The sequence below is a fragment of the Acinetobacter sp. DSM 11652 genome (assembly GCF_900109815.1).
GTDB lineage: Bacteria > Pseudomonadota > Gammaproteobacteria > Pseudomonadales > Moraxellaceae > Acinetobacter.
On the sequence record NZ_FOBK01000004.1, the window covers coordinates 197013 to 221252 of the forward strand.

General features: G+C 39.5%; 27 protein-coding genes. 15 read left to right on the plus strand and 12 right to left on the minus strand.

Annotation, left to right across the window (positions count from 1 at the left end):
- The first annotated feature begins 35 nt into the window (after nt 1-35).
- From BMW42_RS05920 to BMW42_RS05960, 9 genes are all read left to right on the plus strand, one after another.
- Nucleotides 36-485 carry a hypothetical protein gene (locus tag BMW42_RS05920; protein ID WP_092766741.1) on the plus strand — a complete coding sequence of 150 codons (450 nt, stop codon included), beginning with the start codon at nt 36-38 and terminating at the stop codon, nt 483-485.
- Nucleotides 486-517: 32 nt separating this feature from the next.
- Nucleotides 518-3157, plus strand: a complete 2640-nt coding sequence (topA, locus tag BMW42_RS05925) for a type I DNA topoisomerase (protein ID WP_092766742.1) — start codon at nt 518-520, stop codon at nt 3155-3157.
- Between the two features lie 78 nt (nt 3158-3235).
- Nucleotides 3236-4027 (plus strand): NYN domain-containing protein, encoded by a 792-nt coding sequence (locus BMW42_RS05930; RefSeq protein ID WP_092766743.1) that lies wholly within the window; start codon nt 3236-3238, stop codon nt 4025-4027.
- Between the two features lie 31 nt (nt 4028-4058).
- Entirely contained in the window at nt 4059-5189 is a 1131-nt protein-coding gene (locus BMW42_RS05935) for a glycerate kinase family protein (protein ID WP_092766744.1), read from the plus strand.
- A gap of 102 nt (nt 5190-5291) precedes the next feature.
- Nucleotides 5292-7280, plus strand: coding sequence for an ATP-dependent helicase (locus BMW42_RS05940; protein ID WP_035266767.1), 1989 nt, complete (start codon nt 5292-5294; stop codon nt 7278-7280).
- 80 nt (nt 7281-7360) lie between these two features.
- Entirely contained in the window at nt 7361-7612 is a 252-nt protein-coding gene (locus tag BMW42_RS05945) for an RNA recognition motif domain-containing protein (RefSeq protein ID WP_035266766.1), read from the plus strand.
- A 297-nt stretch (nt 7613-7909) separates the two neighbouring features.
- Nucleotides 7910-8236, plus strand: a complete 327-nt coding sequence (locus BMW42_RS05950; RefSeq protein WP_035266764.1) for a hypothetical protein — start codon at nt 7910-7912, stop codon at nt 8234-8236.
- A gap of 192 nt (nt 8237-8428) precedes the next feature.
- On the plus strand, nt 8429-8932 hold the full coding sequence (locus BMW42_RS05955) for a DUF6586 family protein (RefSeq protein ID WP_035266761.1): 504 nt from the start codon (nt 8429-8431) through the stop codon (nt 8930-8932).
- 122 nt (nt 8933-9054) lie between these two features.
- On the plus strand, nt 9055-9333 hold the full coding sequence (locus BMW42_RS05960; protein ID WP_035266758.1) for a hypothetical protein: 279 nt from the start codon (nt 9055-9057) through the stop codon (nt 9331-9333).
- Nucleotides 9334-9369: 36 nt separating this feature from the next.
- Here the strand turns inward: BMW42_RS05960 and BMW42_RS05965 are convergent, their stop codons facing one another.
- From BMW42_RS05965 to BMW42_RS05980, 4 genes are all read right to left on the minus strand, one after another.
- Nucleotides 9370-11088 (minus strand): cation:proton antiporter, encoded by a 1719-nt coding sequence (locus tag BMW42_RS05965; RefSeq protein WP_092766745.1) that lies wholly within the window; start codon nt 11086-11088, stop codon nt 9370-9372.
- Nucleotides 11089-11239: 151 nt separating this feature from the next.
- Nucleotides 11240-11395 (minus strand): 50S ribosomal protein L33, encoded by a 156-nt coding sequence (gene rpmG, locus BMW42_RS05970; RefSeq protein ID WP_001205031.1) that lies wholly within the window; start codon nt 11393-11395, stop codon nt 11240-11242.
- Between the two features lie 12 nt (nt 11396-11407).
- Complete coding sequence (rpmB, locus tag BMW42_RS05975) at nt 11408-11644, minus strand: 50S ribosomal protein L28 (RefSeq protein WP_000048256.1); 237 nt, start codon at nt 11642-11644, stop codon at nt 11408-11410.
- Nucleotides 11645-11809: 165 nt separating this feature from the next.
- Nucleotides 11810-13258 (minus strand): coniferyl aldehyde dehydrogenase, encoded by a 1449-nt coding sequence (locus BMW42_RS05980; protein WP_035266754.1) that lies wholly within the window; start codon nt 13256-13258, stop codon nt 11810-11812.
- Nucleotides 13259-13382: 124 nt separating this feature from the next.
- Here BMW42_RS05980 and BMW42_RS05985 point away from each other — a divergent pair, with 124 nt between their 5' ends.
- The 5 genes from BMW42_RS05985 (at nt 13383) to BMW42_RS06005 (ending at nt 17110) form a co-directional block, all read left to right on the plus strand.
- Nucleotides 13383-14075, plus strand: a complete 693-nt coding sequence (locus BMW42_RS05985) for a TetR/AcrR family transcriptional regulator (RefSeq protein WP_035266753.1) — start codon at nt 13383-13385, stop codon at nt 14073-14075.
- Nucleotides 14076-14163: 88 nt separating this feature from the next.
- Nucleotides 14164-15030 (plus strand): formyltetrahydrofolate deformylase, encoded by an 867-nt coding sequence (gene purU, locus BMW42_RS05990; RefSeq protein ID WP_092766746.1) that lies wholly within the window; start codon nt 14164-14166, stop codon nt 15028-15030.
- 213 nt (nt 15031-15243) lie between these two features.
- Nucleotides 15244-16062: an energy transducer TonB gene (locus tag BMW42_RS05995; RefSeq protein WP_092766747.1), complete on the plus strand. Its 819-nt coding sequence runs from the start codon at nt 15244-15246 to the stop codon at nt 16060-16062.
- 20 nt (nt 16063-16082) lie between these two features.
- Nucleotides 16083-16706: a MotA/TolQ/ExbB proton channel family protein gene (locus tag BMW42_RS06000; RefSeq protein WP_092766748.1), complete on the plus strand. Its 624-nt coding sequence runs from the start codon at nt 16083-16085 to the stop codon at nt 16704-16706.
- Nucleotides 16706-17110, plus strand: a complete 405-nt coding sequence (locus tag BMW42_RS06005) for an ExbD/TolR family protein (RefSeq protein ID WP_035266746.1) — start codon at nt 16706-16708, stop codon at nt 17108-17110. Before BMW42_RS06000 ends, BMW42_RS06005 begins: the two co-directional genes overlap by 1 nt.
- Nucleotides 17111-17160: 50 nt before the next feature.
- Here BMW42_RS06005 and msrA read toward each other — a convergent pair whose 3' ends face one another.
- From msrA to lgt, 8 genes are all read right to left on the minus strand, one after another.
- A complete protein-coding gene (gene msrA / locus BMW42_RS06010) occupies nt 17161-17682 on the minus strand; it encodes a peptide-methionine (S)-S-oxide reductase MsrA (protein WP_035266744.1) in 522 nt (173 codons plus the stop codon).
- An 83-nt stretch (nt 17683-17765) separates the two neighbouring features.
- On the minus strand, nt 17766-18221 hold the full coding sequence (locus tag BMW42_RS06015; RefSeq protein ID WP_035266743.1) for an META domain-containing protein: 456 nt from the start codon (nt 18219-18221) through the stop codon (nt 17766-17768).
- A gap of 74 nt (nt 18222-18295) precedes the next feature.
- Nucleotides 18296-19366 (minus strand): Lnb N-terminal periplasmic domain-containing protein, encoded by a 1071-nt coding sequence (locus BMW42_RS06020; protein WP_092766749.1) that lies wholly within the window; start codon nt 19364-19366, stop codon nt 18296-18298.
- Nucleotides 19367-19392: 26 nt separating this feature from the next.
- Nucleotides 19393-19905, minus strand: a complete 513-nt coding sequence (locus BMW42_RS06025; RefSeq protein ID WP_035266739.1) for a dihydrofolate reductase — start codon at nt 19903-19905, stop codon at nt 19393-19395.
- Nucleotides 19906-19998: 93 nt separating this feature from the next.
- On the minus strand, nt 19999-20841 hold the full coding sequence (gene thyA, locus BMW42_RS06030; protein ID WP_035266815.1) for a thymidylate synthase: 843 nt from the start codon (nt 20839-20841) through the stop codon (nt 19999-20001).
- A gap of 192 nt (nt 20842-21033) precedes the next feature.
- Nucleotides 21034-21525, minus strand: coding sequence for a lipocalin family protein (locus BMW42_RS06035; protein WP_035266738.1), 492 nt, complete (start codon nt 21523-21525; stop codon nt 21034-21036).
- Between the two features lie 530 nt (nt 21526-22055).
- The gene (locus tag BMW42_RS06045; RefSeq protein ID WP_092766751.1) at nt 22056-22427 is read right to left on the minus strand and encodes a hypothetical protein; all 372 of its coding nucleotides are present in this window, start codon (nt 22425-22427) and stop codon (nt 22056-22058) included.
- Between the two features lie 84 nt (nt 22428-22511).
- The gene (lgt, locus tag BMW42_RS06050; RefSeq protein ID WP_035266733.1) at nt 22512-23327 is read right to left on the minus strand and encodes a prolipoprotein diacylglyceryl transferase; all 816 of its coding nucleotides are present in this window, start codon (nt 23325-23327) and stop codon (nt 22512-22514) included.
- Nucleotides 23328-23420: 93 nt separating this feature from the next.
- Here lgt and BMW42_RS06055 point away from each other — a divergent pair, with 93 nt between their 5' ends.
- Nucleotides 23421-24224, plus strand: coding sequence for an NRDE family protein (locus tag BMW42_RS06055; protein ID WP_092766752.1), 804 nt, complete (start codon nt 23421-23423; stop codon nt 24222-24224).
- The last annotated feature ends 16 nt before the right edge of the window (nt 24225-24240 follow it).

Here is a 24240-nt window from a genome sequence, read left to right on the forward strand (position 1 = left end):
TATGCAACTCTAATATAAGAAGCAAAAGGTGAACTATGGAAAATGCTGGACTTTGGATAACGATTCTTATCGTTGTTTTTGTGCTGGGCTCGATCTTCGGATTACGTGTAAATCCAAGAGAAAAAGCGTTGGGGATTATGCGTGAGAAAGCGCGAAAAATGGGATTACACCCGCGTTTGATTGCTGCACCTTCATGGACCAATATTCCAATGGCATCAGAAAATCGTGCCAGTATGGTAGCGTATTACAGCGTTATCATTCCTGATGGTCGCCTACCTTTAATGCGCGCTTTGGTTGAAAATGAAAAACTCAATGTTGTTCACGGAAATGAGAAATTTAATGATTTCCCCATTGCATTAAAAGGGATTTATGCTATTGATATGCAGTCTAATTGCGTCGGTTTGTACTGGAAGGAAGAAGAAGATCTTCACGCTACACAACTTGATGAAATGAAAGCACTTTTACATAAATTGGCTGAAATTTAATTTTTTTAATCTTATAGGAATAACGGTTCACTATGGCGAATGCTCCTAAGTCCACATCCAAAAGCGCTACAGCTCAATCGTCAGAAGCTGGAAAAAAACGTGCTTTAGTGATCGTCGAGTCGCCTGCTAAAGCGAAGACCATTAATAAATACTTAGGTTCAAACTACATTGTGAAATCATCTGTGGGTCATGTTCGTGACTTACCAACAGGTGCTTCAAAAAGTACGGAAAAGAAACCAATAACACGTACCAAACAGACTGCTGAAGAGAAAGCTGAAAAAGCTCAACAGGCACTGATCAATCGTATGGGGGTAGACCCTGAGCACGGTTGGAAAGCACACTATGAAGTGCTTCCTGGTAAAGAAAATGTTGTTTCAGAACTGAAAAAGCTTGCTTCGCAGGTTGACGAGGTCTATCTCGCAACCGATTTAGACCGCGAAGGAGAAGCAATTGCTTGGCATTTAAAAGAAGTCATTGGTGGTGATGACTCTCGTTATAGACGTGTTGTTTTCAACGAAATTACTAAAAATGCCATTCAAGAAGCATTTAAACAGCCTGCTCGTTTAGATATTGATAAAGTCAATGCACAACAAGCACGCCGTTTCCTTGATCGTATTGTTGGCTTTATGATTTCACCACTACTGTGGGAGAAGATCGCACGTGGTTTATCTGCGGGTCGTGTACAGTCAGTTGCTGCGAAACTTGTGGTTGAGCGTGAGCGAGAAATTCGTGCTTTTATTCCTGAAGAATATTGGCAAGTTTTTGCAGATACCAAATCTAAAAAAGATGATATTCGTTTAGAAGCAGTCAAACAGTCAGGTAAGACATTAAAACTTCAAAACAAAGCACAAACAGATGCTTTATTGGATGTTTTAAAAGAAGCTGAATTTAAAGTTGCTGCCCGTGAAGATAAACCGACCAAAGTTAATCCGAGCGCACCCTATATCACATCGACCTTACAACAAGCAGCAAGTACTCGACTTGGTTTCTCTGTAAAGAAAACGATGACGATGGCACAGCGCTTGTATGAGGCGGGTTATATCACCTATATGCGTACCGACTCTACATTCTTGAGTGATGATGCGGTCAATATGGTACGTGGACATATCGAAACCGAGTATGGTGAAAAATATATTCCTGCAAAGCCAAACCGTTTTGGAAATAAAGCAGGTGCGCAAGAAGCCCATGAAGCGATTCGTCCATCAAACGTCGCGTTGAAGGGTGATCAGCTTGCAGGCGTAGATCGCGATGCTCAGCGTCTATATGATCTGATTTGGCGTCAGTTTGTTGCATGTCAAATGACACCTGCTGAATATTTGTCTTCGACAATCTTCGTCGATGCAAACGGTGTAGAGCTTAAAGCTAAAGGTCGTACTTTGGTATTCGATGGCTTTACGAAAGTACGTGGTCAGAACAAGTCGGATGATGATGTTTTACTGCCTGCTGTGAAAGTGGGTGAAGTTCTACAACTTCAAAAGTTAGATCCTTCGCAACATTTCACTAAACCGCCTGCACGTTTTACAGAAGCATCATTGGTGAAAGAGCTTGAGAAAAAAGGCATTGGTCGTCCTTCAACTTACGCAGCGATTATTTCAACGATCCAAGATCGTGGCTATGTGAAATTGGATAACCGTCGTCTCTATGCAGAGAAGATGGGTGAAATCGTTACAGATCGTTTGGACGAAAGTTTTAACAACTTAATGAATTATGCATTTACTGCAGATTTAGAAGGTCAACTGGATAAAGTTGCAGATGGTGAGCGTAATTGGAAAGAGTTATTAGATAGTTTCTATGGTGATTTTAAGAAACGTCTGACTACTGCACAGGGTGAAAATGGCATGCGCCGTAATCAGCCTGTTGAAGTTGATGCTGTGCATTGTAAAGAATGTGATCGTCCGATGCAGATTCGTACCGGTACCACAGGTGTATTCTTAGGTTGTTCTGGCTATAACTTACCACCGAAAGAACGTTGTAAAGGCACACTTAACTTAACGCCAGTAGAGTCCTTGGCTGCATTATCTGATGATGAGTCTGCAGAAACCGCAGATTTAATGTCGAAAAAACGTTGCCCAATTTGCGAAACAGCAATGGATAGCTACGTTATTGATGGTGGCCGTAAACTTCATATTTGTGGGAACAACCCAGATTGCGAAGGTTTTGAACTTGAAGAAGGTGAGTTCAAAATTAAAGGGTACGATGGTCCAACAATTCCATGTGACAAATGTGATGGTGAGATGCAGTTAAAGACAGGGCGTTTTGGTCCTTATTTTGCCTGCACAAGCTGTGAAAATACACGTAAAGTATTGAAGAATGGTCAACCAGCGCCTCCACGTGTCGACCCGATTAAAATGGAACATTTGCGCTCAACGAAACATGACGACTTTTTCGTATTACGTGATGGAGCAGCAGGCTTATTCTTAGCAGCAAGTAAATTCCCTAAAGTACGTGAAACTCGTGCTCCTAAGGTTGCGGAATTGCGTACGGTTGCTGAACAGCTAGATCCAAAGTATCAGTTTATTCTGCAAGCGCCAGATACTGACCCTGATGGAAACCCAACTTTAGTGAAGTTTAGTCGTAAAAACCAATCGCAATATATTGGTTCTGAAACGCCTGAAGGTAAACAAACGAAATGGTCTTTGATTTACCAAGATGGTAAATGGATTGAAGCGTAAACATGAAGAAATGCTGGCTTAGGTCAGCATTTTTTTATACAAATCTTAAATATAATTATAAAAACTCATGGAGAGGGTGTGGATATTCAAACAAAAAAATTTGCTGTTTTAATTGATGCTGATAATTCATCGATCAGTGCAATCCCTTCGGTATTGGAAGAAGTTGCTAAGTATGGGATCGCCAGTGTTAAACGTGTTTATGGTGATTGGAGCAGCGATACCTTAAAGAATTGGAGAGAAGTATTATTGCCATATGCAATCACCCCAGTACAGCAATTTGCATATACAAAAGGTAAAGATGCAACAGATATGATTTTAATCATTGATGCAATGGATTTACTTTATGGGGGGGCATTAGATGGTTTTTGTATTGTATCGAGTGATAGTGATTTTACACCTTTAGCCTCTAGAATTCGTGAGAATGGATTAACTGTCTATGGTTTTGGAAAGAAAGCGACTCCTGAGGCCTTTAAAAAAGCATGTGATAAATTCATTTTTATAGAAAACTTGGAGGATCCAGAGTTGAAGTCTCCTGAAGATGATGTTCATCATGTTGCAAGCAAAAATATAGTTGAAGTTGAAAAAACGATAGAACCACTCATACCTAACTCACCAAGAGAGTCGATTAATAATGAAATAATTGATCGTGCGACTTTAAATTTAATTTACAAAGCAGTTAAGGAAAATGCAGATGCAAATGGGTGGGCGAGCTTAGGTATGGTTGGACAATATATCAGTGCTGTTAAGCCTGACTTTGACCCTAGAAATTATGGTCGTGCTAAGCTTTCAGGTTTAATAAAAACATTAAATTTATTTGAAACGAAAATAGAAATGAGTCAAATGTATTTGAAAAAAATGAAAAAAGGTTAATTTTTAGCTCATTGAGAAATCAGAATTTACTATGGCAATAATAGTTTTGGCTCCCGACTCTTTCAAAGAAAGCATGCCTGCTGAGCAGGTATGCATGATTATGAAAAATGCCATCCACAAAGTCTTACCAGATGCACAATGTATTTTGAATCCAATGGCAGATGGTGGTGAAGGAACCATTGATGCATTGGTCATGGCAAAATCAGGATTAAAAATCGCCTGCGAAGTACAAGGCTCATTCGCTAATCAGCGTGTCATGACTCATTTTGGATTAATTGATCAGGGACAAACAGCAGTCATTGAAATGGCGAAAGCCAATGGCATTCATCTCATACCACCTCATTTAAGAAATCCTTTGTTCACTAATACTGTAGGAACAGGGCAACTGATTGCCGCAGCTCTTGAATTCGGTGTGATAAAGATCATCATCGGATTGGGTGGGAGTGTGACCAATGATGGTGGTGCGGGTATGGCACATGCTTTGGGCGTGAAATTTATTAATCAATATCATGAAGGATTTGAGCCAACAGGTGGAAACTTAAACCAAATCGATTCAATTGATGTGTCACAACTCGACTCAAGATTGACTAAAACAGAAATTGTTATTGCTTCAGATGTAAACAATCCATTATGTGGTCCACTTGGCGCATCTTATATTTTTGGTCCGCAAAAAGGGGCAACACCTGAAATGGTGCAAGTATTGGATCATAATTTATTGCACTTTGCAGGGGTGGTAGAGCAGCAGCTTTTAGTCGATTTACGTCATCGATCTGGTGCTGGTGCAGCAGGTGGTTTGGGATTTGGTTTGATGGCATTTACAGGCGCAGATATTCGATCGGGTTCTGAATTAATCATTGAGGAAACTCAATTGGCTGAAAAAATTGCGCAAGCTGATTATGTATTTACGGGTGAAGGGAAAATTGATACTCAGACTCAATTTGGTAAAACCCCATTTGCCGTTGCTCAAGTCGCATATCGGCACAACAAGCCTGTATTTGCATTCGCTGGTAGAGTTGGTGAAGGGGTAGAACCATTGTACGAACAAGGGTTTCATCACATCTGTAGTATTAATCCTCTGGATCAAAGTTTGTCAGAATCCTTGAAAAATGCAGTTCAGAATTTAGATTTAACGGTACAAAATATCGTAAGGCAGTATATCTAATCCTCTATGTAAGTGGGCTTTGAGGTTTAAAACTGAAGCGTGTTTGTATTTTCTAAATCTAGCTCTGTTAAACTATTGTTATTGTAAAATTGATGAGTAGCGATGAGTTTAGACAGCCTGATTGATGAATTAAATCCTCAACAAAAACAAGCTGCAACCACAGAAGCCTTACATAGTTTGGTGTTGGCGGGTGCGGGCTGTGGTAAAACCAAAACGATTGTGGCACGTGCTGCTTATCTTATTGATCAAGGTGTACCCGCCAATCAAATTCAAATTTTGACGTTTACGCGTCGTGCTGCCAGTGAAATCGTGGCGCGTGTCGAATTGGCACTCGGTGAACAAGCAAAAGGATTACGAGCATCAACATTCCATACTTTTTGTATGTACTTGCTGCGTCGTATACCAAAAGCTTTCGGCTTAGCGCAATTCTCAATTATTGATCGTGATGATCAACTCATGATGTTTCGTTTGATACGTGGTAAAGATGATAAGAAGAATCCCAATCAGCTCCCGAAGCCTGCTGAATTATGTGATCTGTATTCATATGCTAGAAATACGCGTCAAAAGCTAAGTGTTGCCATAGAAAAGCAAATGCCTGAATTCTTAGCAATGAAAGACCTGATTGCAGAAATCATGAAAGAATATGAAACTCGAAAGCAGGCACGCAGCTTTCTTGATTATGACGATATTCTTGCGATCGTGGCGTCAGCTTTAGCACAGTCTGAGGGTCTAGTCGATTATGTGGCTTCGATTTGCAGACATATGCTCGTGGATGAAATGCAAGACACCAATCCATTGCAATGGGCGCTATTAGAGCCTTTGAAGGACCGAGTAAGTTTGTTTTGTGTCGGGGATGATGCTCAATCGATTTATGGTTTTCGTGGCGCAGATTTCGAAAACATTCATCATTTTAAAGAGCGTGTGCCAGCAGCTCAGATCTTTAAATTAGAAAAAAACTACCGATCTACTCAAGAAATTTTAGATTTATCAAATTGGTTGCTTGATCAAAGTGAGATTAAATATGACAAGCGCTTAGATGCGTATCGAGGTACAGGCATAAAGCCTAAAATTCATATTTTCCCGAATGAGTTTGATGAAGCAAAATGGATTGCCATAGATATTAAAGAGAGATATTTGCTTGAGGGAAGTCCTTGGCGCGATCATATGGTTCTGGTACGTTCAAGCTTTGCAGCTCGTCATATTGAAGCAGCTTTCATTGCAGCTAATGTCCCATACCGGTTTATTGGTGGTATGAAACTTCTTGAAACTGCGCATGTTAAGGATTTACTAAGTTTACTACGCGTCATTGCCAATCCTTCAGACGATATTGCATGGATGCGGTTTTTGACGCTTTGGGATGGTGTCGGTGATGTAGGCGCAAGCCGTTTAGCGCAACACTTGTTACAGGATCCTCAAGATGACGTCATTGCGGAAAAACTAGAAAAATTTGGACGTATTCCTGCTGAGGCTCTACTCATTATGAAGCAGTTGAATGTGTTAAAGACCGAAGTTAAAGCTTGCGTAAGCTTGGCAATTCAGGCAATAGAAATTCAGTTGAGTGAAAATTACAAAAAGGATTGGGGGCGTCGTCAAGGAGACTTTGAGTTGGTGAAACAGTTAGCTTCAAAACATACTCAGTTAAGTGAGTTTTTAGAAGCCTACGTGCTTGATCCAGTTTCAATCAGTGAAATCGAACGCCAGTCAGATACTGATGTTGTTACCTTGATCACGATACATTCTGCTAAAGGAACTGAACAAAAAGTTTGTTACGTGGCGAATGTGACACCTGGTCAGTATCCACATGCAAGAGCTCAAGGGGATTTTGATGAAGTTGAAGAAGAACGCCGTGTCCTTTATGTAGCACTTACCCGTGCACAAAATGAATTGATTTTAACTAAGCAAAATTTGGTGACGTGGGCAAGGGAACAAGTCGATGAGCAAGGACGAAAAGTTGAAAGCTATTTTCTTAATGATCTTTCAAGACATTTGTGTACAAGTGAAACACATTATAAAACCAGGCAGCAAACGGTTAAGAGTGCTTTGATTGAGCGACAGTCGATTAATTTAGATTTTGGGATTGATCTCGATTAAACTATCTAGATTGTTTCATACAAAAAGTAGAGTAGGCGCGTACTTTTTGGTTTTTTTGCCTATCTTCTTAAGGTTTTTTCATGAAAATTTTAGTTCGTAACTTAGAGCGCAGCATTACTGAAGCTGAGATTCTGGAGTTATTTCAGCAGTTTGGAACAGTAGACTCATGTACATTGGTGTTAGATGCTGCAACAGGAAAATCGAAAGGATTTGCCTTTGTTGAGATGCCACATGGCCGTGAAGCTGTGAAAGCAATTAAGGGGCTGAACACCCGTAAAGTTAAAGGTGCAGGTATTCGAGTAAAAGCTGCAGACGAAAAGCCAGAAGCATAACTTGATGTCTAAATAAAGTAGGAGCAGTTATTGCTCCTTTTTATTTGATATTTTATTTAATTTAACTAATAAATATGAATATTTTTTAGCTTTTTTGACCGACTTTTGTACTTTCAAGAATTGACATATTTTTGAAATGTATTTCTGTTATATATTAATATTTTTATTAAAAACATACAATTAAAATCACATTTATATACAAATTATTGTGAAGTATATATTAATAATAGATTGAATAATTTTGAGTGAAGTGTGTAGTATAAAAGCTCCATTATAAAACCCCAAAAGGTTATAAAAATGTCTATTCAAGAATTAAATCATCTAGAAACAGAAATCGTATCAGGTGCAGGTACGTTAATCGGTGACACGCTTCAAAACGCATCAAACTTATTTTCGAGCACATTGAATGTTCAAGCTCCAATTTGGAAGCCATTGAGCCTAATACCTGGTGTTGGTACAGTTCATCAAGCAATTGATGTTGGCTTCCTTGCGATTTCAGAGGGTCTTTACAAGGCTGGAACACTGTTAGGTGGTGATCAAGATCAGGTCAAATTTCATTATGACAATGAAAAAGGCGATGGGACTTATAATCCATTAGGAATTTTTAAGGGTATTGTTCGCTAATATAACCTTAGATTCATTCGCAAGGGTCAGCCATGCATTTGGCTGGCTTTTTTTTAAGCAGTATGCATTAATCATCAAGCTTTCAATCAATCTTGTTGATCTAAAATTAATCTTTATTTTTTTCTTAAAAGCATTGCGTGATATGGCGCCAACATTTAAGTTGTATGACATAAATGTTGCTAGGAAGTTTTCATGTCTCGTGTTGCTCGTTTTCATGCAGATCGCACTAATCAAAAACTCTATTTTGCCCGTCTATCATGTCAGCAAGCAGAACAGACAGATCATATTCAACAAGCTCAAGCCCATCGTGAAGCGGCAGTCTTTCATTTGCATGGAGCGGTTTTGGCATTTTTGCAAGAGTTGGTTCGTTATTACCGTTTAAATGATTTTTCACCTACATTAAAATCTATTGAAGAGCATATGGCCGCTAAAGGGCAAGTTTCTCCAGAAATCACCGTGTTACAGCATCTTGCAAAGGATGGTTTTATTGCAGAACTAAAGCGCGCTTATCGTATGTGCCAGTATGCACCTGAACCAAGTGCACCAGAACCTGAGGATGAGACTTCTTCAAATCTTATTATTAAAGTCACGCAGACACCTCAAGCGTGGTTGCCAGACACTCAAATTCTTCGAGAGTGGCATCGTGACTTAACCCATCTTATTGACGGTTTTCGTAACGAAATGGTTGAGTTTTAATTGTAATCATGACAGTTTTAAACGATTAGACTTGAAATATAAATTTTAGAACTTATATAAAATAGTCTAAGCTATGCAAAGTGCATTCAGCATTTTGCCACCATGTGAATCATGGAGGGTATATGTCTATAGAGCAATTGAAAGAATTATTCGGAACACAAGAAGCAATTTTAGAATTGGTGCAACTTGAGAATGGCGAGTTAGCGCTTCGTCACGCTGCATCCGAGGATGAGCCACTTGTGAAAATTCAATTTAATGATGAAGTGAAAGCTTTATTAGGTGATCATATGCCTTTGATTGCCCAACACATGATTCAGGCTGCGTTATTTGCACTTCTCGAAAAACAATCGAATGAATGGCATGCGGAAGTCGTAGATGAAAAACCACAGTTTTATAGCTAAGAAAAAACCGCGCAAATAGCGCGGTTTTTATTTTACTTAGTGAGATGGTGCATGATGATGTGCGATTTCAATTTGATTTAGAATATGATTGCTCATGTTCTTCGCCATTTCTTCCTTCGCGTAATACACTTCACCAATTTCATCTGCACGTATTGCTTCAGCTTCTTCTTTACTTTCTGCACAGATCAAAACTTGAATCTGTGGATTCAGAAGTTTGGCAGTATCTACAATCTTATGAATATCTAAAATATCCATCGGCGAGATAATTAAAAGCCTCGCATGTTGTATATGCGCTTGAATTAATACGCCCGGCTCTGTTGCTGAACCTGATACTGCAGCAATATCTTTTGCACGTAGTTTTTCAACAATTTCTCGATTTTCTTCAGCAATCACCACTTTGATGTTATTTTCCATCAGTGTTTTTGTTAAGCGACGTCCAACTTCTCCATGACCGACCATGACCACTTGATCGCGCAGGTAGTCCTGTGAGACCTCGTCAGGTAGCATCGCCAATGGATCACCACTACGCTCAAGCAAACGAGCCAAATGCGAGCGCTCACGAATCCATTTCTGTACGGGTTCAATGGCTGAAAATAAAACAGAATTGAGCGAAATAGAAAATAATGCCCCGGCTAAAATCAAGTTTTGAGCTTCAGGGGTTAATAATCCTATAGATAGACCGAGTGTTGCCAAGATAAAGGAGAACTCACCGATTTGAGCGAGTGAGGCACCTACTGTAAGTGCGGTATTTAATGGATAGCGGAAGAACAAAACCAGCGCCATTGCTGCCAATGTTTTTCCGATCATAATAATGCCAATCACAGCCAGAATATGAAGTGGTTCTTCAACGATAATTGTTGGGTCAAACAACATTCCGACAGAGACGAAGAATAGGATGGAGAATATCTCACGCAGTGGTAACGTTTCTTCTTCAGCACGATGACTGAAGTCAGACTCTTTAACCACCATCCCAGCAAAGAATGCACCTAATGCCATTGAAACGCCAAAAACTGCATACGAACCATAGGCAATGGATACGGCTGCTGCAACCACAGTCAATGTAAATAGCTCGCGAGAACCTAAGCGTACGACAAACTGAATAATTTTAGGGATGAGGCGCTTACCAATAATCAGCATAAAGGCAATAAAGCCCGCAACTTTAAGTAAGGTTATTCCTAAAGTCACAAAGACATTTTGATCTGGATCAGCGCCTTCCAGTGCTGTTCCGCCAAGGAGTACAGCTGTAGCGGGTAATAAAACTAAAGCGAGCACCATGACTAGGTCTTCGACGAGTAGCCATCCCACAGCAATTTTTCCATTGACTGAATCCAGTAAGCCTCGGTCACCTAAAGCTTTCAGGAGTACCACAGTACTCGCACAAGATAAGCTTAAGCCAAACACCAATGCTGACCCAAAATTCCATCCCCATAGCATGGAGACGCCAATCCCGAGGATGGTAGCCACTGTGATTTGTAAAATTGCACCAGGGACAGCAATACGCCGAACTTGCATTAAATCTTTCAGTGAAAAGTGCATCCCGACACCGAACATCAAAAACATGACACCCAGTTCTGCGAGTTGATTGGCTAGTGTGATATCGGCGACGATACCGGGGGTTTTGGGGCTAATAATAATGCCGGCAATGAGATAGCCAACAAGAGGGGGTAGACGTAAACGTGCGGCGATAAAGCCAAAAATAAGGGCTAAGCCAAAACCAACCGCAAGCAATATAATTAAATCTACATCATGTGGCACTAATCACCCCTTAAATATTTATAAATTATGAATTGGCTTTTGAGCTGTATAAGCATAAAAAATGCCAAACTGAGATTAAATTTTAACAACCTGAAGAAAAAAAAGGCAAAAAAAACGACCCAATGGGTCGTATTTTTTTAAAGAACTAAAATTATTTGATTTTAGCTTCTTTGAAGATTACGTGTTGACGGATTTTTGGATCAAATTTTTTGATTTCCATTTTTTCCGGCATAGTACGTTTGTTCTTAGTAGTGGTATAGAAATAACCTGTACCAGCAGAAGAAACTAGGCGAATCTTATCACGCATTTTCGTTGCTCCTTAGATCTTTTGACCTTGAGCACGTAGGTCAGCAACAACCTTTTCGATGCCCAATTTGTCGATAATACGCATACCTTTAGTAGTTAGACGAAGACGTACGAAACGTTTTTCGCTTTCTAACCAAAAACGGTGGTGGTGCAGGTTCGGCTCGAACCGGCGCTTAGTTTTGTTGTTGGCGTGTGAGACGTTGTTACCAACGACTGGACGCTTGCCGGTAACTTGGCAAACCTTAGACATGGTGTAACTCCATTGATTTAGCCAACAGCAAATCTGTATGGCCAGTCAAAATAAAACGGATTGAATTCATTCAAGGGGCGTTTTATATCAAAAATACGCTTAAAAGACAAGCGAAATTGATAAAAACAGGGCATGACCTGTTGTGATAGATCATGCCTTGATCATTTAACGAAGAAATGCTTTACGGATAAGACTAGGGATCGGTCTATTAAACGGAGGCAGTACGTATTTCAAGCTGAATAGCTTTGGAATAGACATGACTGAGCGTTCATTTGATAAACTGAAGAAGCCTTCGGGACCATGGTATCTGCCCATACCAGATGCACCAACGCCACCGAAAGGTAGATCATCTTGTGCAACATGAGTAACAACAGCGTTTTGACCAAAGTGTCCAGAGTGAGTACGTTGCGAAACGTATTCTGCTCGAGCATCGTTAAAGTCGAAATAGTATAATGCAAGTGGACGTGGTCGGTCATTAATAAACTCGATAACTTCGTCTATTTGATCATATTCTAAGATTGGTAAAATTGGACCAAAGATTTCGTTCTTCATAATTTCCATATCAGGGCTGATATTGGTCAGAAGGGTTGGCGCTATTTTACGTACAGAAGCAAGCTCTTCTTTTAATGGGTTAATTTCAGTGACTTGAGCACCATTTTGAATCGCATCTTCTAAGTAACCTTGCAAGCGTTTATTTTGCTTATCGCTCACTATAGAGGTGTAATCTTGGTTGTCACGTAATGTTGGATACATCGTTTTCGCAACAGTTTCAAACTGGTGGATAAACTCTGAAGTTTTACCACGTGGTAAGAAAATATAATCTGGTGCGACACAAGTTTGACCCGCATTCCACAATTTACCGAATGCAACACGCTCCGCGACATCTTTTAAGTCAATTGAAGGATGCACAATAACTGGTGACTTACCACCAAGTTCTAGAATAACTGGAACTAAGTTTTCAGATGCTGCTTTCATCACAGTCTTACCAACATTGGTAGAGCCTGTGAAGACTAATTTATCAAATGCAAGATGACTGAATGTGTCAGAGATTACGCCACCACCTGTAACAACGGCAACTAACTCTTGTGGGAACGCTTCAGATAAAGCATTTTGTAATACATAGCCAAAGTTACGAGAGGTGCTTGAAACTTTAATCATGGCATGGTTGCCCGCTGCCAATGCACATACTAATGGGCTAATCGCCAATAATAAAGGGTAGTTCCAAGGGGAAATAATACCGACAACACCTAAAGGTTGATACTGAACCCAACCTTTTGCAGGTTGATGTAAAATACCGATATGGCGTTTAGAAGGCTTCATCCACTCTGTTAAATGTTTGCTGTAATATTTGATTTGTTCGAGTGAAGTGAGTAGTTCACCAATTTTCGTTTCAGAAACCGAACGATTACCATAATCTTGGCTAATTGCTTCAGCAATTTGGTCCTGATATTTAATCAAAACTGCTTTAAGACGAGCCAAACGTTCAATACGCTGTTTTGCTGTCGGGTTCGGATAACGTCGATAGGCTGCTTTCTGAAGCGCTAGAAGATCATGTAAATGCTGAACTTCCGATGCTTCAGTCGTCATTAAATTTGTTTTTGTTTGACTGTTCATGACCAGTACCACTAATGTAAGGGTTGATGTGATTTTTATTTTTAGAGTAAATACTCTAAAAGTCAAGTCACTTTTATGTTAGCTTGGGCTAAACGTCATTATTCTTGTTATAGATGGTATTAGGATGTCGCATTCCAAAACGTTAAAAACCAAAGACCGAATCTTGCAAATTAGTTTGCAACTCTTTAACGAACGTGGAGAGCGATCTGTCACAACTAACCATATCGCAGCAGAGTTAGGTATTAGCCCTGGTAATCTCTATTATCACTTTCGTAACAAGCAAGAGATTATTAAAGAATTGATGGAGCAATATCAGCATGCAACTTTAGAGCTGCTAGCATTGCCAGAAGACCGTGATGTAAATGCCAATGATAAAATCCGATACTTTCAAGTACTCAGTAGTCAGTTATGGGCCTATCGTTTTCTGCATCGTGATGTATATCATTTAACCGAAAATAATGATGACTTTAGAAAAATTTACCCGCGTTTCGCAGGTAAAGTGATGCAACAAGGTCAAAAGATTTACCGAGCCTTCGTCAATGCAGGTCTCATGCAAATGACAGAGTCTGAAATTGAAGCGTTGATCATTAACCTATGGATCGTCCTAACCAATTGGACGAACTTTCTCTATATGTCTGGTCATTTAAAAGATTCCAACCATCTAGATGAAAAGTGGGTTTGGCAGGCACTGCGTCAAATGGTGTTTCTTGAAGGTCCTTATTTACGTGGTGAAAGTCGTCAGACTTATGAGCGCTTGCTTGAAACGCTGGGAACATCTGAATTATTTGCTAGTCTTTCTGCTGATCGAGAAGATTGATTTCAGCAAAGATAATTTGAAAGCATTAAAAAAAGAGTTAGAATACGCGGCTGTTTTTCAATTTAACTGTTAAGTGATATAAATCATCATGAATATGACAACTGCTAACACAGCACGTTTACTGATTACTTGCGAAGATAAACCAGGAATCGTGCAGGCTGTATCGAGCTTTTTGTATCATCAAGGGGCAAACATCACTGCGCTTGATCAATATGCAACAGAAGCTCAGGGCGGGCGTTATTTCATGCGTGTTGAGTTTGAACTCGACAATTTGCAAAGCCGTAAGGAAAATATTCTACAAACTTTCGCCACAAACGTAGCTGAACGTTACAACATGCATTGGCGTCTAGCTTTAGTGTCAGATGTAAAGAAAGTCGGTATTTTGGTATCGAAAGTCGACCATGCCTTGCTTGAGCTTTTGTGGCGTCATGCACGTGGTGGATTACCTTGTGAAATCACTAAGGTTGTGTCGAATCATGAAGATCTACGTGAGTCTGTGGAAAACTTCGGTATTCCTTTTGAAGTTGTGCCTGTCAATAAAGAGAACAAGCGCGAAGCATATGCAAAAATTGATGAGTTAATGCAAGGTAATGATTTGCTTGTACTCGCACGTTATATGCAGATTCTTGATGAAGAGTTCGTCTCTAAGTGGGAAATGAAAGTGATCAACATTCATCATTCTTTCCTTCCAGCTTTTGTGGGTGCTAACCCTTATAAGCAAGCGTATGAAAAAGGCGTAAAACTGATTGGTGCAACAGCGCATTATGTGACAGCTGATTTGGATCAAGGTCCGATTATTGAACAAGATGTTGAGCGTGTCAGCCATGATTTTACAGTTGATCAATTACGTGAATTAGGTCAAGACGTTGAACGTAATGTCTTGGCTCGTGCTGTTAAGTGGCATTTAGAAGACCGTATCATTGTTGATGGTAATAAAACTGTGGTATTCCAGTGATTTTTAATTAAATATCACTGATTTATTAAGGCATGCATGAGCATGCCTTTTTTATTGATGATCAAAAAAACTCATCAAAACTGCAGAATTAATAGTTGCAAATGAAAACACTTCTCATTTATTATTGGCGTACTTTAATTGTACTAACCGATAAGTTTGATTGAAATCTTCCTTCTGAAGACAGTGTCAATGTATATCAGGTCATAAATTTTAATGAGCCCATCTCCCATTCCTATGATGCAAAATCCAATCTCAATGAAAAAGAAAGTGCTTACTTCGCTCATTGCAGTGGTGATCGGGCATATTGGTGTTTTATTTGCCGTGAGTCAGATGAAAACACCTGAATTAAAACCTATTGATAAAGATCCAATTAAGGTTCGTTTTGTTCAGATTAAAGAGGATGCGCCACCGCCGCCACCTCCTGTTGAACCTGTGAAACCCCAAGTTCAACCAAAACCAGAACCTAAAGTGGTTGAACCACCTCCTGTGGTTAAACCCAAAGTCATTGCTGAAAAGCCTAAACCTGTCGAACAAAAAGCAATTGTTCAAGAAGATAAATTAGAAAAGCAAAAGCAGGAACAACAGCGGTTAGAGCAAGAACGTAAAAATCGTGAGTTGCTGGAACAGCAGCGACGAGAGCAAGCATTGCGTGACCAACAGCTACGTGAGCAACAAGAACGTGAGCGCTTGGAAAATGAAAGACGCGAACAAGAACGTCGTGAGCAGCAAGCACGCAATACACCAAAGAATTTAAGTATTGGGCAAATATCATGGTCTCGTACACCGAAGCCATCATATACCAACCGAGATTTACAAGGTTCTGATCGTACTGTTGTAGTATCGATTGAAGCGGACACTAACGGTAATGTAGTGAATGCCCGAATCACAAAATCAAGTGGAATTGATTCGCTTGATCAAAAGATTTTACGCTCAGTGCGTAATGCAAAATTCAGACCTTATAAGGAAAATGGCGTGGCTTACCCGTTTAGAGCGGAACAACCATTTGAACTTAAGTTGAATTCTAACGGCTAACTTTTATTAGGAGTTCGAGTATGAACTTTTCAGTTTATTGGCAACATGCTGATGCAGTCAGTAAGACGCTTTATTTCGTTTTACTCGCAATGTCTATTGCGACATGGACGATTGTCGTTTTACGTGTGATGGGAACACGTCAACTGAAAGAAGTTGCTTATGCTCAACTCTCTAAAGCATTAGCAGGATTGAAAGCAAAACTCGTTCCTTTGGGATTTGAACAACGTAAAGCTGTTGCGGAGCAAGCTTTATTGCGTCAGATTGCTTTGGAAAAAGCATCTGCTGAAAAAGGTGTTGCTGTACTCGGAACAATTGCCTCACTTGCACCATTTGTAGGGCTATTTGGTACAGTATGGGGAATCTTCCATGCATTGGTTGCAGTAGGTAAAAGCGGTCAAGCAGGACTTGCACAAGTTGCAACCCCTGTGGGTGAAGCCCTGATTATGACTGGTATTGGTCTAGCAGTAGCTATTCCAGCAGTGATCGCATACAACATTTGTATTCGCTTTAATCGTACATTAAGTAATGAACTACAAGATCATGCTCACAGTCTTTTAATCGACACGATGCTGCAACAAGATTCTTCTGCGCAAAAAGTTGAAGTGAAAGCGACTCAAGAAAGTTACGTTGGAGGTCAAGCTTAATGGCTTTTCAATTGGGTGAAGACAACGATACAGGCATGACGGAGATGAACCTCATCCCGTTAATTGACATTATGTTGGTTTTGATGATCATCTTCTTGGTGACAGCGACCGTTGCTAACCCATCAATTCCATTAACTTTACCAAAAACGACAGCGGATATCATTGATCCGCCACCTGAATCGATTCAAGTAAGCATTAACTCACAGGGTGAGATTGCATGGGATTCAGAAATTATCAGCTTAGATGAATTGCAAAAAAGATTTAACGATGCCGGTGGTTCAGCACAACAACCGACAATTATTCTTAAAGCAGATAAAGAATCACGTTACGATACTGTTGCTCAAGTGATGTCACGTGCAAGCGAAGCCGGGCTTGCTGACATTGCCTTTGCCACAGATAATTAACTGATTAACATGAGAAAAGCGACCATAAGGTCGCTTTTTTTATACCTGTATTAGTCTTTGAGTAAACCTTCAAATTTAGAGCGAAGCTTTAAAAGTTTTGGTGGGATACTAAAATTGCAGTAGCCCTGAGTCGGGTTACGAGCAAAGAAATTTTGATGATATTCTTCAGCAGGGTAGAAGGTCGGTACTGAGCTTAGTTCTGTAACAATATCTAAACCTTCTGCTTTTAACTGTTGAATCGCTTTCTCTGCAATCTGGCGCTGTTCTTCATTAAAATAATAAATGACAGAGCGATATTGCGTACCTATATCATTACCTTGGCGATTGAGTGTGGTTGGATCATGTGTTGCAAAAAATACATCAAGCAATTGAGCAAAGCTAATTTGACTTTCATCAAAATCCACTAAAACCACTTCTGCGTGATGGGTGTCTCCTTTGCAAATGTCCTCATAGCTTGGATTGGCCGTATACCCACCCGCATAACCACTCACGACTTTAGTGACACCTTTGAGTTGAAGGAAAACTGCTTCAACACACCAGAAGCATCCGCCACCGAGCAAAGCTTGTTGCATGGGATTCACCTTATTGAGTTGCAATGACTGAAATAATGGGGTGTAGAATGAAAAAAGCAACCAGTGAAATGGTTGCTTAACTGTTAACGCGGTTGTATTGCAGACTCATACTGCAATACTGGATTACCATTCTCATCGAGTAGGCGAAGCGTTTTGTCATAGACTTGGAATGCCGCGACTTTTGCCAAGGCAGCATTATAGCGATTTGCAAGTTCTTGAGTATTCACACACATCATTTGTGTAGTTGCAACTTCACTCAAGCTAATTTTGTCAGCTTTAATGCTATATGCACCCATAAAACGGTTACAACCATCTGCACCACTCAAACGACTAGATGCTGCATCAAATTGAATACTTGGAACATTGTGTGCAGTAGGGTCGGTCTTAAATTCTGTTGCGCCAATATGTGTCAAAATCCAAGTTTTATTTTGCAATTGATTAAGTGCTTGTTGTTGCTTTTCAGCAGATGGTGTTGTGGTACATGCTGTAAAAAGTAATGCTGAGCCTATAACGGATACGGCTAAAAGTTGTTTTAACATATGAAATGCCCCTGTGTTATTTCTTTCTAATGTAAATTAAATTCAAGTCAATTTTATGTATATCAACTGATACGCTAAGGTGCAAGCTCTGGCTGACTCTGAGGGAGACCCAGACGAATCAATTTTGAATAATTTTCACTACTTTGATATTTAAATTGATTAAATTGGTCTGTTCTTGGGTTGACATGTGCCTTGTTGTACCATGTTTTGATATCCCAATGATGTTGTAATGCCCCTAAGTCATACAGATAATTAGGTAAATAACCTGAGGCTAATAATCGGTAGTCCACTGGCAGTTCATGTTTGGAAATCGCTTGAACCATATCAAAAACCAAAGTGGTGCAGTTACTGGTCAAGGTGTTATACCATTTTGGTTCTTGACTAAGTTGATCTGCTTGCTCTAAATATTCCTCAAATAAAGCTTTCATTTCAGCAGCTTCCATGTTGATTGGGAAAAAATAGACCTGCTCATTACGTACATTGCTACGTGTATAAATAATGTCTTTCTCGTCAGCAGCAACTAAACTGACTTCGTACTTTCTAAAAAAACCACCAATAGCAGAAAACTCTTCATCTTTTTCTTTGCGAATTTCAATCGAAAAGGTCAGTGGTTTAGAGTTTTTGAAATCAAAGCTGACTAAAGTGTGGGCGATTTGTGGTCCCATCCAATATGAAGTAATGATGTTAATGCCACTGATTTGATTCAAATCAATTTGACGTGTTTCCCAGCGTTCTTGATAGGTTCCGTCTTCATTCCATGCAAAATTACGCACATTGTGTAAAGTGACCCAATCACCTTGACGTTCATAATTGAGAATTCTTGCGACTTCAGGATTCCACTCACGGTCTTGTTTGGCAGGGATACTAAAATACCAAACTAAACTGAACGCAAAAAAGACAATGTATAAGACAACATCTTTACTACGGCTGAAAAAATGTTGTGTTGCATATATGCCTAAAACACTTAAGGCAAAAGCGACCCAAAAGCCAATGATAATACGACTGACTAACCAGCCAAATGGCTCTTGAACCCATAAGGCCATACATAACCAAATTGAAGAGAAGATGACAAATAAACTAAATAGGGAGTGAAAAGCTCCCTTTGCAAGCGCAAGAATAAACTCTCTTTTACCGATGTTATGCATTGTTATTGGCTATATGTAAGAAAGCTTTATTTTTGGTAGGTTGCGAACTCAAATGCAATATTTGTTTTGTCATCAATGTGTTGCTCTGATGCCACTTTTTTAAATTCAGGTGGAATCTCAGGATAATGAGCATCACCTTGAACGTCTAATTCAACATGCGTGAGTTCTAAGCGATCCGCAATAGAGATCGTTTGGCTAAAAATTTCTCCACCACCTATGATAAAAATAGATCCAGGCTTTTCTGAAGCTTTTACATCATGGACTGCCTGCTCAAGTGCACTCTCGATTGTATGCGCGATTTTTGTTCCTTCAAACTGCCATGACGTATCTCGTGTAATGACCCAATTTACACGTTTAGGAAGTGTTCTACCCATAGACTCAAGTGTTTTACGTCCCATGACCACAACACCACCTTGAGTAATTTCTTTAAAATGTTTGAGATCAGCTGAAATATGCCATGGCAAATCATTTCCTTTGCCAATACAACGTTGTTGATCCATTGCAACGACGTGTACGACTTCTAAACCTTGAAATGCCATGATTATTCTTCCAGCGAATATGAGTTAAAGAGGGAAATGTAAAGTTGGATCACGATTGGTACCAACGGTGATCCCAAAAGACTTTAGTTAAAATCAAACCGCAACTGGTGCTTTAATTGCAGGATGCGATTCGTAATTTACGATTTCAATATCTTCAAATTTGAAATCAAAAATATCTTTAATTTCGGGATTCAGTTTGAGTTGGCACAATGGAAGTGGTTCACGTGTTAATTGAAGTTGTGCTTGCTCGAAATGATTGGCGTAAAGATGAGTATCACCACCTGTCCAAACAAAATCACCGACTTCTAGATCACAGACTTGCGCAATCATATGGGTGAGAAGTGCATAACTTGCAATATTAAATGGAACGCCAAGAAAAACATCAGCACTACGTTGATAAAGCTGACATGATAATTTTCCATCCTGAACAAAAAACTGGAAAAGCGTGTGACAAGGAGGGAGTGCCACTTGTCCAGCTTCTTTTGGGTTCCAACCTGATACGATTAAACGACGGGAGTTTGGATTGGTTTTAATTTCATTAATTAACCATTTGATTTGATCAAAACCATCTTGCTCGTATAAACCATCGTCTTTTTTAGTTGCACCAAAGTTACGCCATTGGTGTCCATATACTGGACCTAGCTCTCCTTCAGGACGTCCAAAACGAGCAGTCTGCTCAGCTGTCGACCATTCATCCCAAATTGTAACTTTATGATCTTGCAGATATTTAACATTGGTATCACCTTTAAGGAACCAAAGTAATTCAATCACGATTGAACGGAAGTGAACTTTCTTTGTGGTCAGTAGAGGAAAACCTTTAGAAAGATCAAAGCGCATTTGATGACCAAATACAGAACGAGTACCTGTACCAGTACGGTCACCTTTATCACCGCCATTGTCGAGGATATGTTGTAGTAGGTCTAAATACGCTTTCATAAATGTCCTGATCGATTTGAATGTGGCATTTGAAGAATAAACCAATGCCAAAAATTTCATTGGCATCAGTTTATACTAAAGCAGCATGCATTTTAATATCTTCCTTACGGAATAGACTCATTGAAAGCGAGTAATTAAAGAAATAAGAAAGCACCCTTTAGGGTGCTCTCATTTAACACAAAGTTTTAGGGCTTAAGCAGTTTTGTGTCCTGTATGTACAGTATGAATTAAATCGCTTAGGTCATAACCAATGGATTGAGCATATGCTAGATACGCTTGTTTGATAGATTCATTTAACACAGGTTCACGGTGCAGAATCCAAAGATATTTTTGATTAGGTTCACCGACTAAAGCAGTTTGATAATTTTCATCGATCTTAAGTACCCAATAATCACCCTTAGTGAATGGAATCCAACGAAATCCTTCAGGCAAAAAGCTGACTTCTAATTTGCCATGTTCAGCATCTACAACTGTGGCTTCGCCAATAGACTCATCCAGTTCTTTGTTGCCATCAAGACAACGATTTTGAACACGTACGGTTCCATCGCTGTTTAAGGTATAGACTGCCGAAATATCCGTACTGTCTTCAGGTTGGTGCTTCATTGGTAAGCGTGCAATCTCATACCAAGTACCTAAATAGCGTTCAAGTTGGAAGTTAGATACGGTCGTTAAATTTTGACTCATTATGATGTACTCCATTTAATCTAAATTAGATACATCCTTTGAGTATAGGCACAGTTTTGGAGTCGAAATAATACTGTTCTGTAGCAAAGCATTAAGTGAGTGTGATTAATTTATATTTATTTTCATTTGCTTAGTAGTTTTGAAATTCAGCGGGGTGTACGAGATGCATATAAACTCACTACGAATAATCCCACTGCGCTATAACCCATGAGTTGTACAAAAAGTGCAAAAAACTCCCTGCTATTTTGAAAGTTCAGCGCTGAAAGCATGAAGATAAAAAATACAATCAAGATGAAAGGACTAAAAGCATAATATGCTTTCAGCTGATGCTTTAGACGCTTAGATTGGATCAAAACATGATGAATAATGTGTAGACTTAAGCCTAAACATAAGCTTATTAGTGTCGATAGAAAATCAAGTTTTTTAATTTCAGCTGTCAACAGAATCACTACACACGTTGATATACAAATGATCAATTTAAGCCTGCGTGTGCATCGTTCCGAATACCAGAAATTTAACATAATGAAGTCTTAATGCTGATGTTGATGAAGTAGAGACAGTGGGGAAAATAAGCAAATAGATAAAGCCATAAGTCCTAATCCTTGAGCGCCAGGTAAAAGAATTTCTCCATCCTTTGCATGCATGAAAATCAAGGCAAGTAGCAAAGCGATAGGAATCCAAGTAAATAATCGGTACATCAACCCTGTTGGATGGTGTGAAGCGAAATGAATTTTACAGTAACGGCAAATAAGAAAAACGATACCTGTGCCCACAAACATTAAGATGGCATCAAAGTTAAGCGGTTGCATCCAATATAACGTAGCGGTAGCACTCGCGATCAAAATAAAAAATAAAGCTTTGTGTTGTATTGAAACTTTAGGATCAAACCAAAACTCGAGCATAGTAATCTGAATCAAAGTAAATAAGTCAAAACTCTAGCACAAAAAAAGGTGAACAAGATGTTCACCTTTGAGGGCATGATTTACTTATTTGCCATTATTTTGTAGAGGACCCCAGTCATATACTTTCTTTTGGTAGGCATACCAAAGCATCCATAGGCCGATGAGAATCATTGGAACTGTAAGGAATTGTCCTTTGCTCATCCATCCGATAAATAATTGACCATTATCTGGCTCACGGAAGAATTCAACTGTGAAGCGAGCGATACCATATCCAATTAAGAATAGAGCAGAAACAGCCATGCGTGGACGAGGTTTAGAACTAAACCACCACAGAACAATAAAAAGAATCAAACCCTCACAGAGTGCTTGGTAAAGTTGGGATGGATGTCGTACGAGTTGTAAAGGATCTGTAGGGAAAATCATACCCAATGCGAAATTTGGATCTGTGACTTGTCGGCCATAAAGTTCGCCGCCAATAAAGTTGCCAATACGACCAAACATCAGACCTGTTGGAACACATGGGGCAATAAAATCCAGTGTTTGGAACCAAGTCATTTTGTATTTTTTACACCACAATAACATGGCCAACATGACACCTAAGAAGCCGCCATGGAAGCTCATGCCACCTGTCCAAACTTGGAATAACCATATCGGATTTGCAAGGAATTGATCAAAACCATAAAAGAACACATAGCCTACTCGACCACCAATCACGACACCTAATGCACCGTAAAAGATGAGATCAGAGACCATGTCTGGTGTCCATCCTCGTTGCTTAGCACGGAATGTTGCCAAGCCCCACGCAAATAAAAATGCGAGTAGATACATGAGTCCATACCAGTGAACTTGTAATGGACCCACAGATATTGCCACTGGGTCAATAGAAGGATAGGTCAGCATTGCTTTTCCTTTATATTATGTTTTGTGTCGATTCTAACGGAAAGACTGAAAAAATGTTGTACATTCAATGTGTAAAGTTCTAAGGATGCAACGATGTGTATTGTAGCAATCGCATGGCAAGTGTTGGATGAAACACCATTATGCTTAATTTCAAATCGGGATGAGTTTTATCACCGACCTGCATCACAAATTCATAAGTGGGAAAATAGCCCAATTATTGCAGGTCAAGATTTACAATCTGGTGGGACATGGATGGGGATTACTGCTGCAGGGCGTTGGGCACTTGTGACAAATTACCGTGATGCAAATGATAAGAAGAAATATCCAACTTCAAGAGGACATATCATTCAGCAATATCTGGAGTCTGAATTAGCACCGATCCGATTTGCCCAAGAATTAGAAAAAAAGCAATGTGATTACGCTGGATTTAACCTTTTTATCGGAACCTCTGATCAAGCGGTTTATATGAGTAATCGTGGTGAATCTCCACAAGTGCTTGCCAAAGGTGTATATGTGGTTTCCAATGGTGTATTAAGTGATCCATGGGAAAAAACCAAACATTTGCGTAAACGCTTTACACAAGAGTTCTTGCCCTTATTGCAATTAAATCCCAATGATCAAAAAGCGTATGATTTAGAGTATGTCGTTTGGGATATCTTACAAGATGAAAGAAAAATTGATTTAGACTTATTACCTCAAACGGGCATATCAGTGGAAATGGAGCAGCTGTTATCTTCTACTTTTATACAAAGCCCGATATATGGAACACGATGCTCAAACTACCTGTTGTTGAAAAGAAACCAATGGACTTGGCTTGAAAAAACGCAACAAGGTGAGCATCAGAATCACATAGTCAAAATTGATCTGAATCTCTCAAAAAAAATGCCGACATCGTAGTCGGCATTTTCTATTT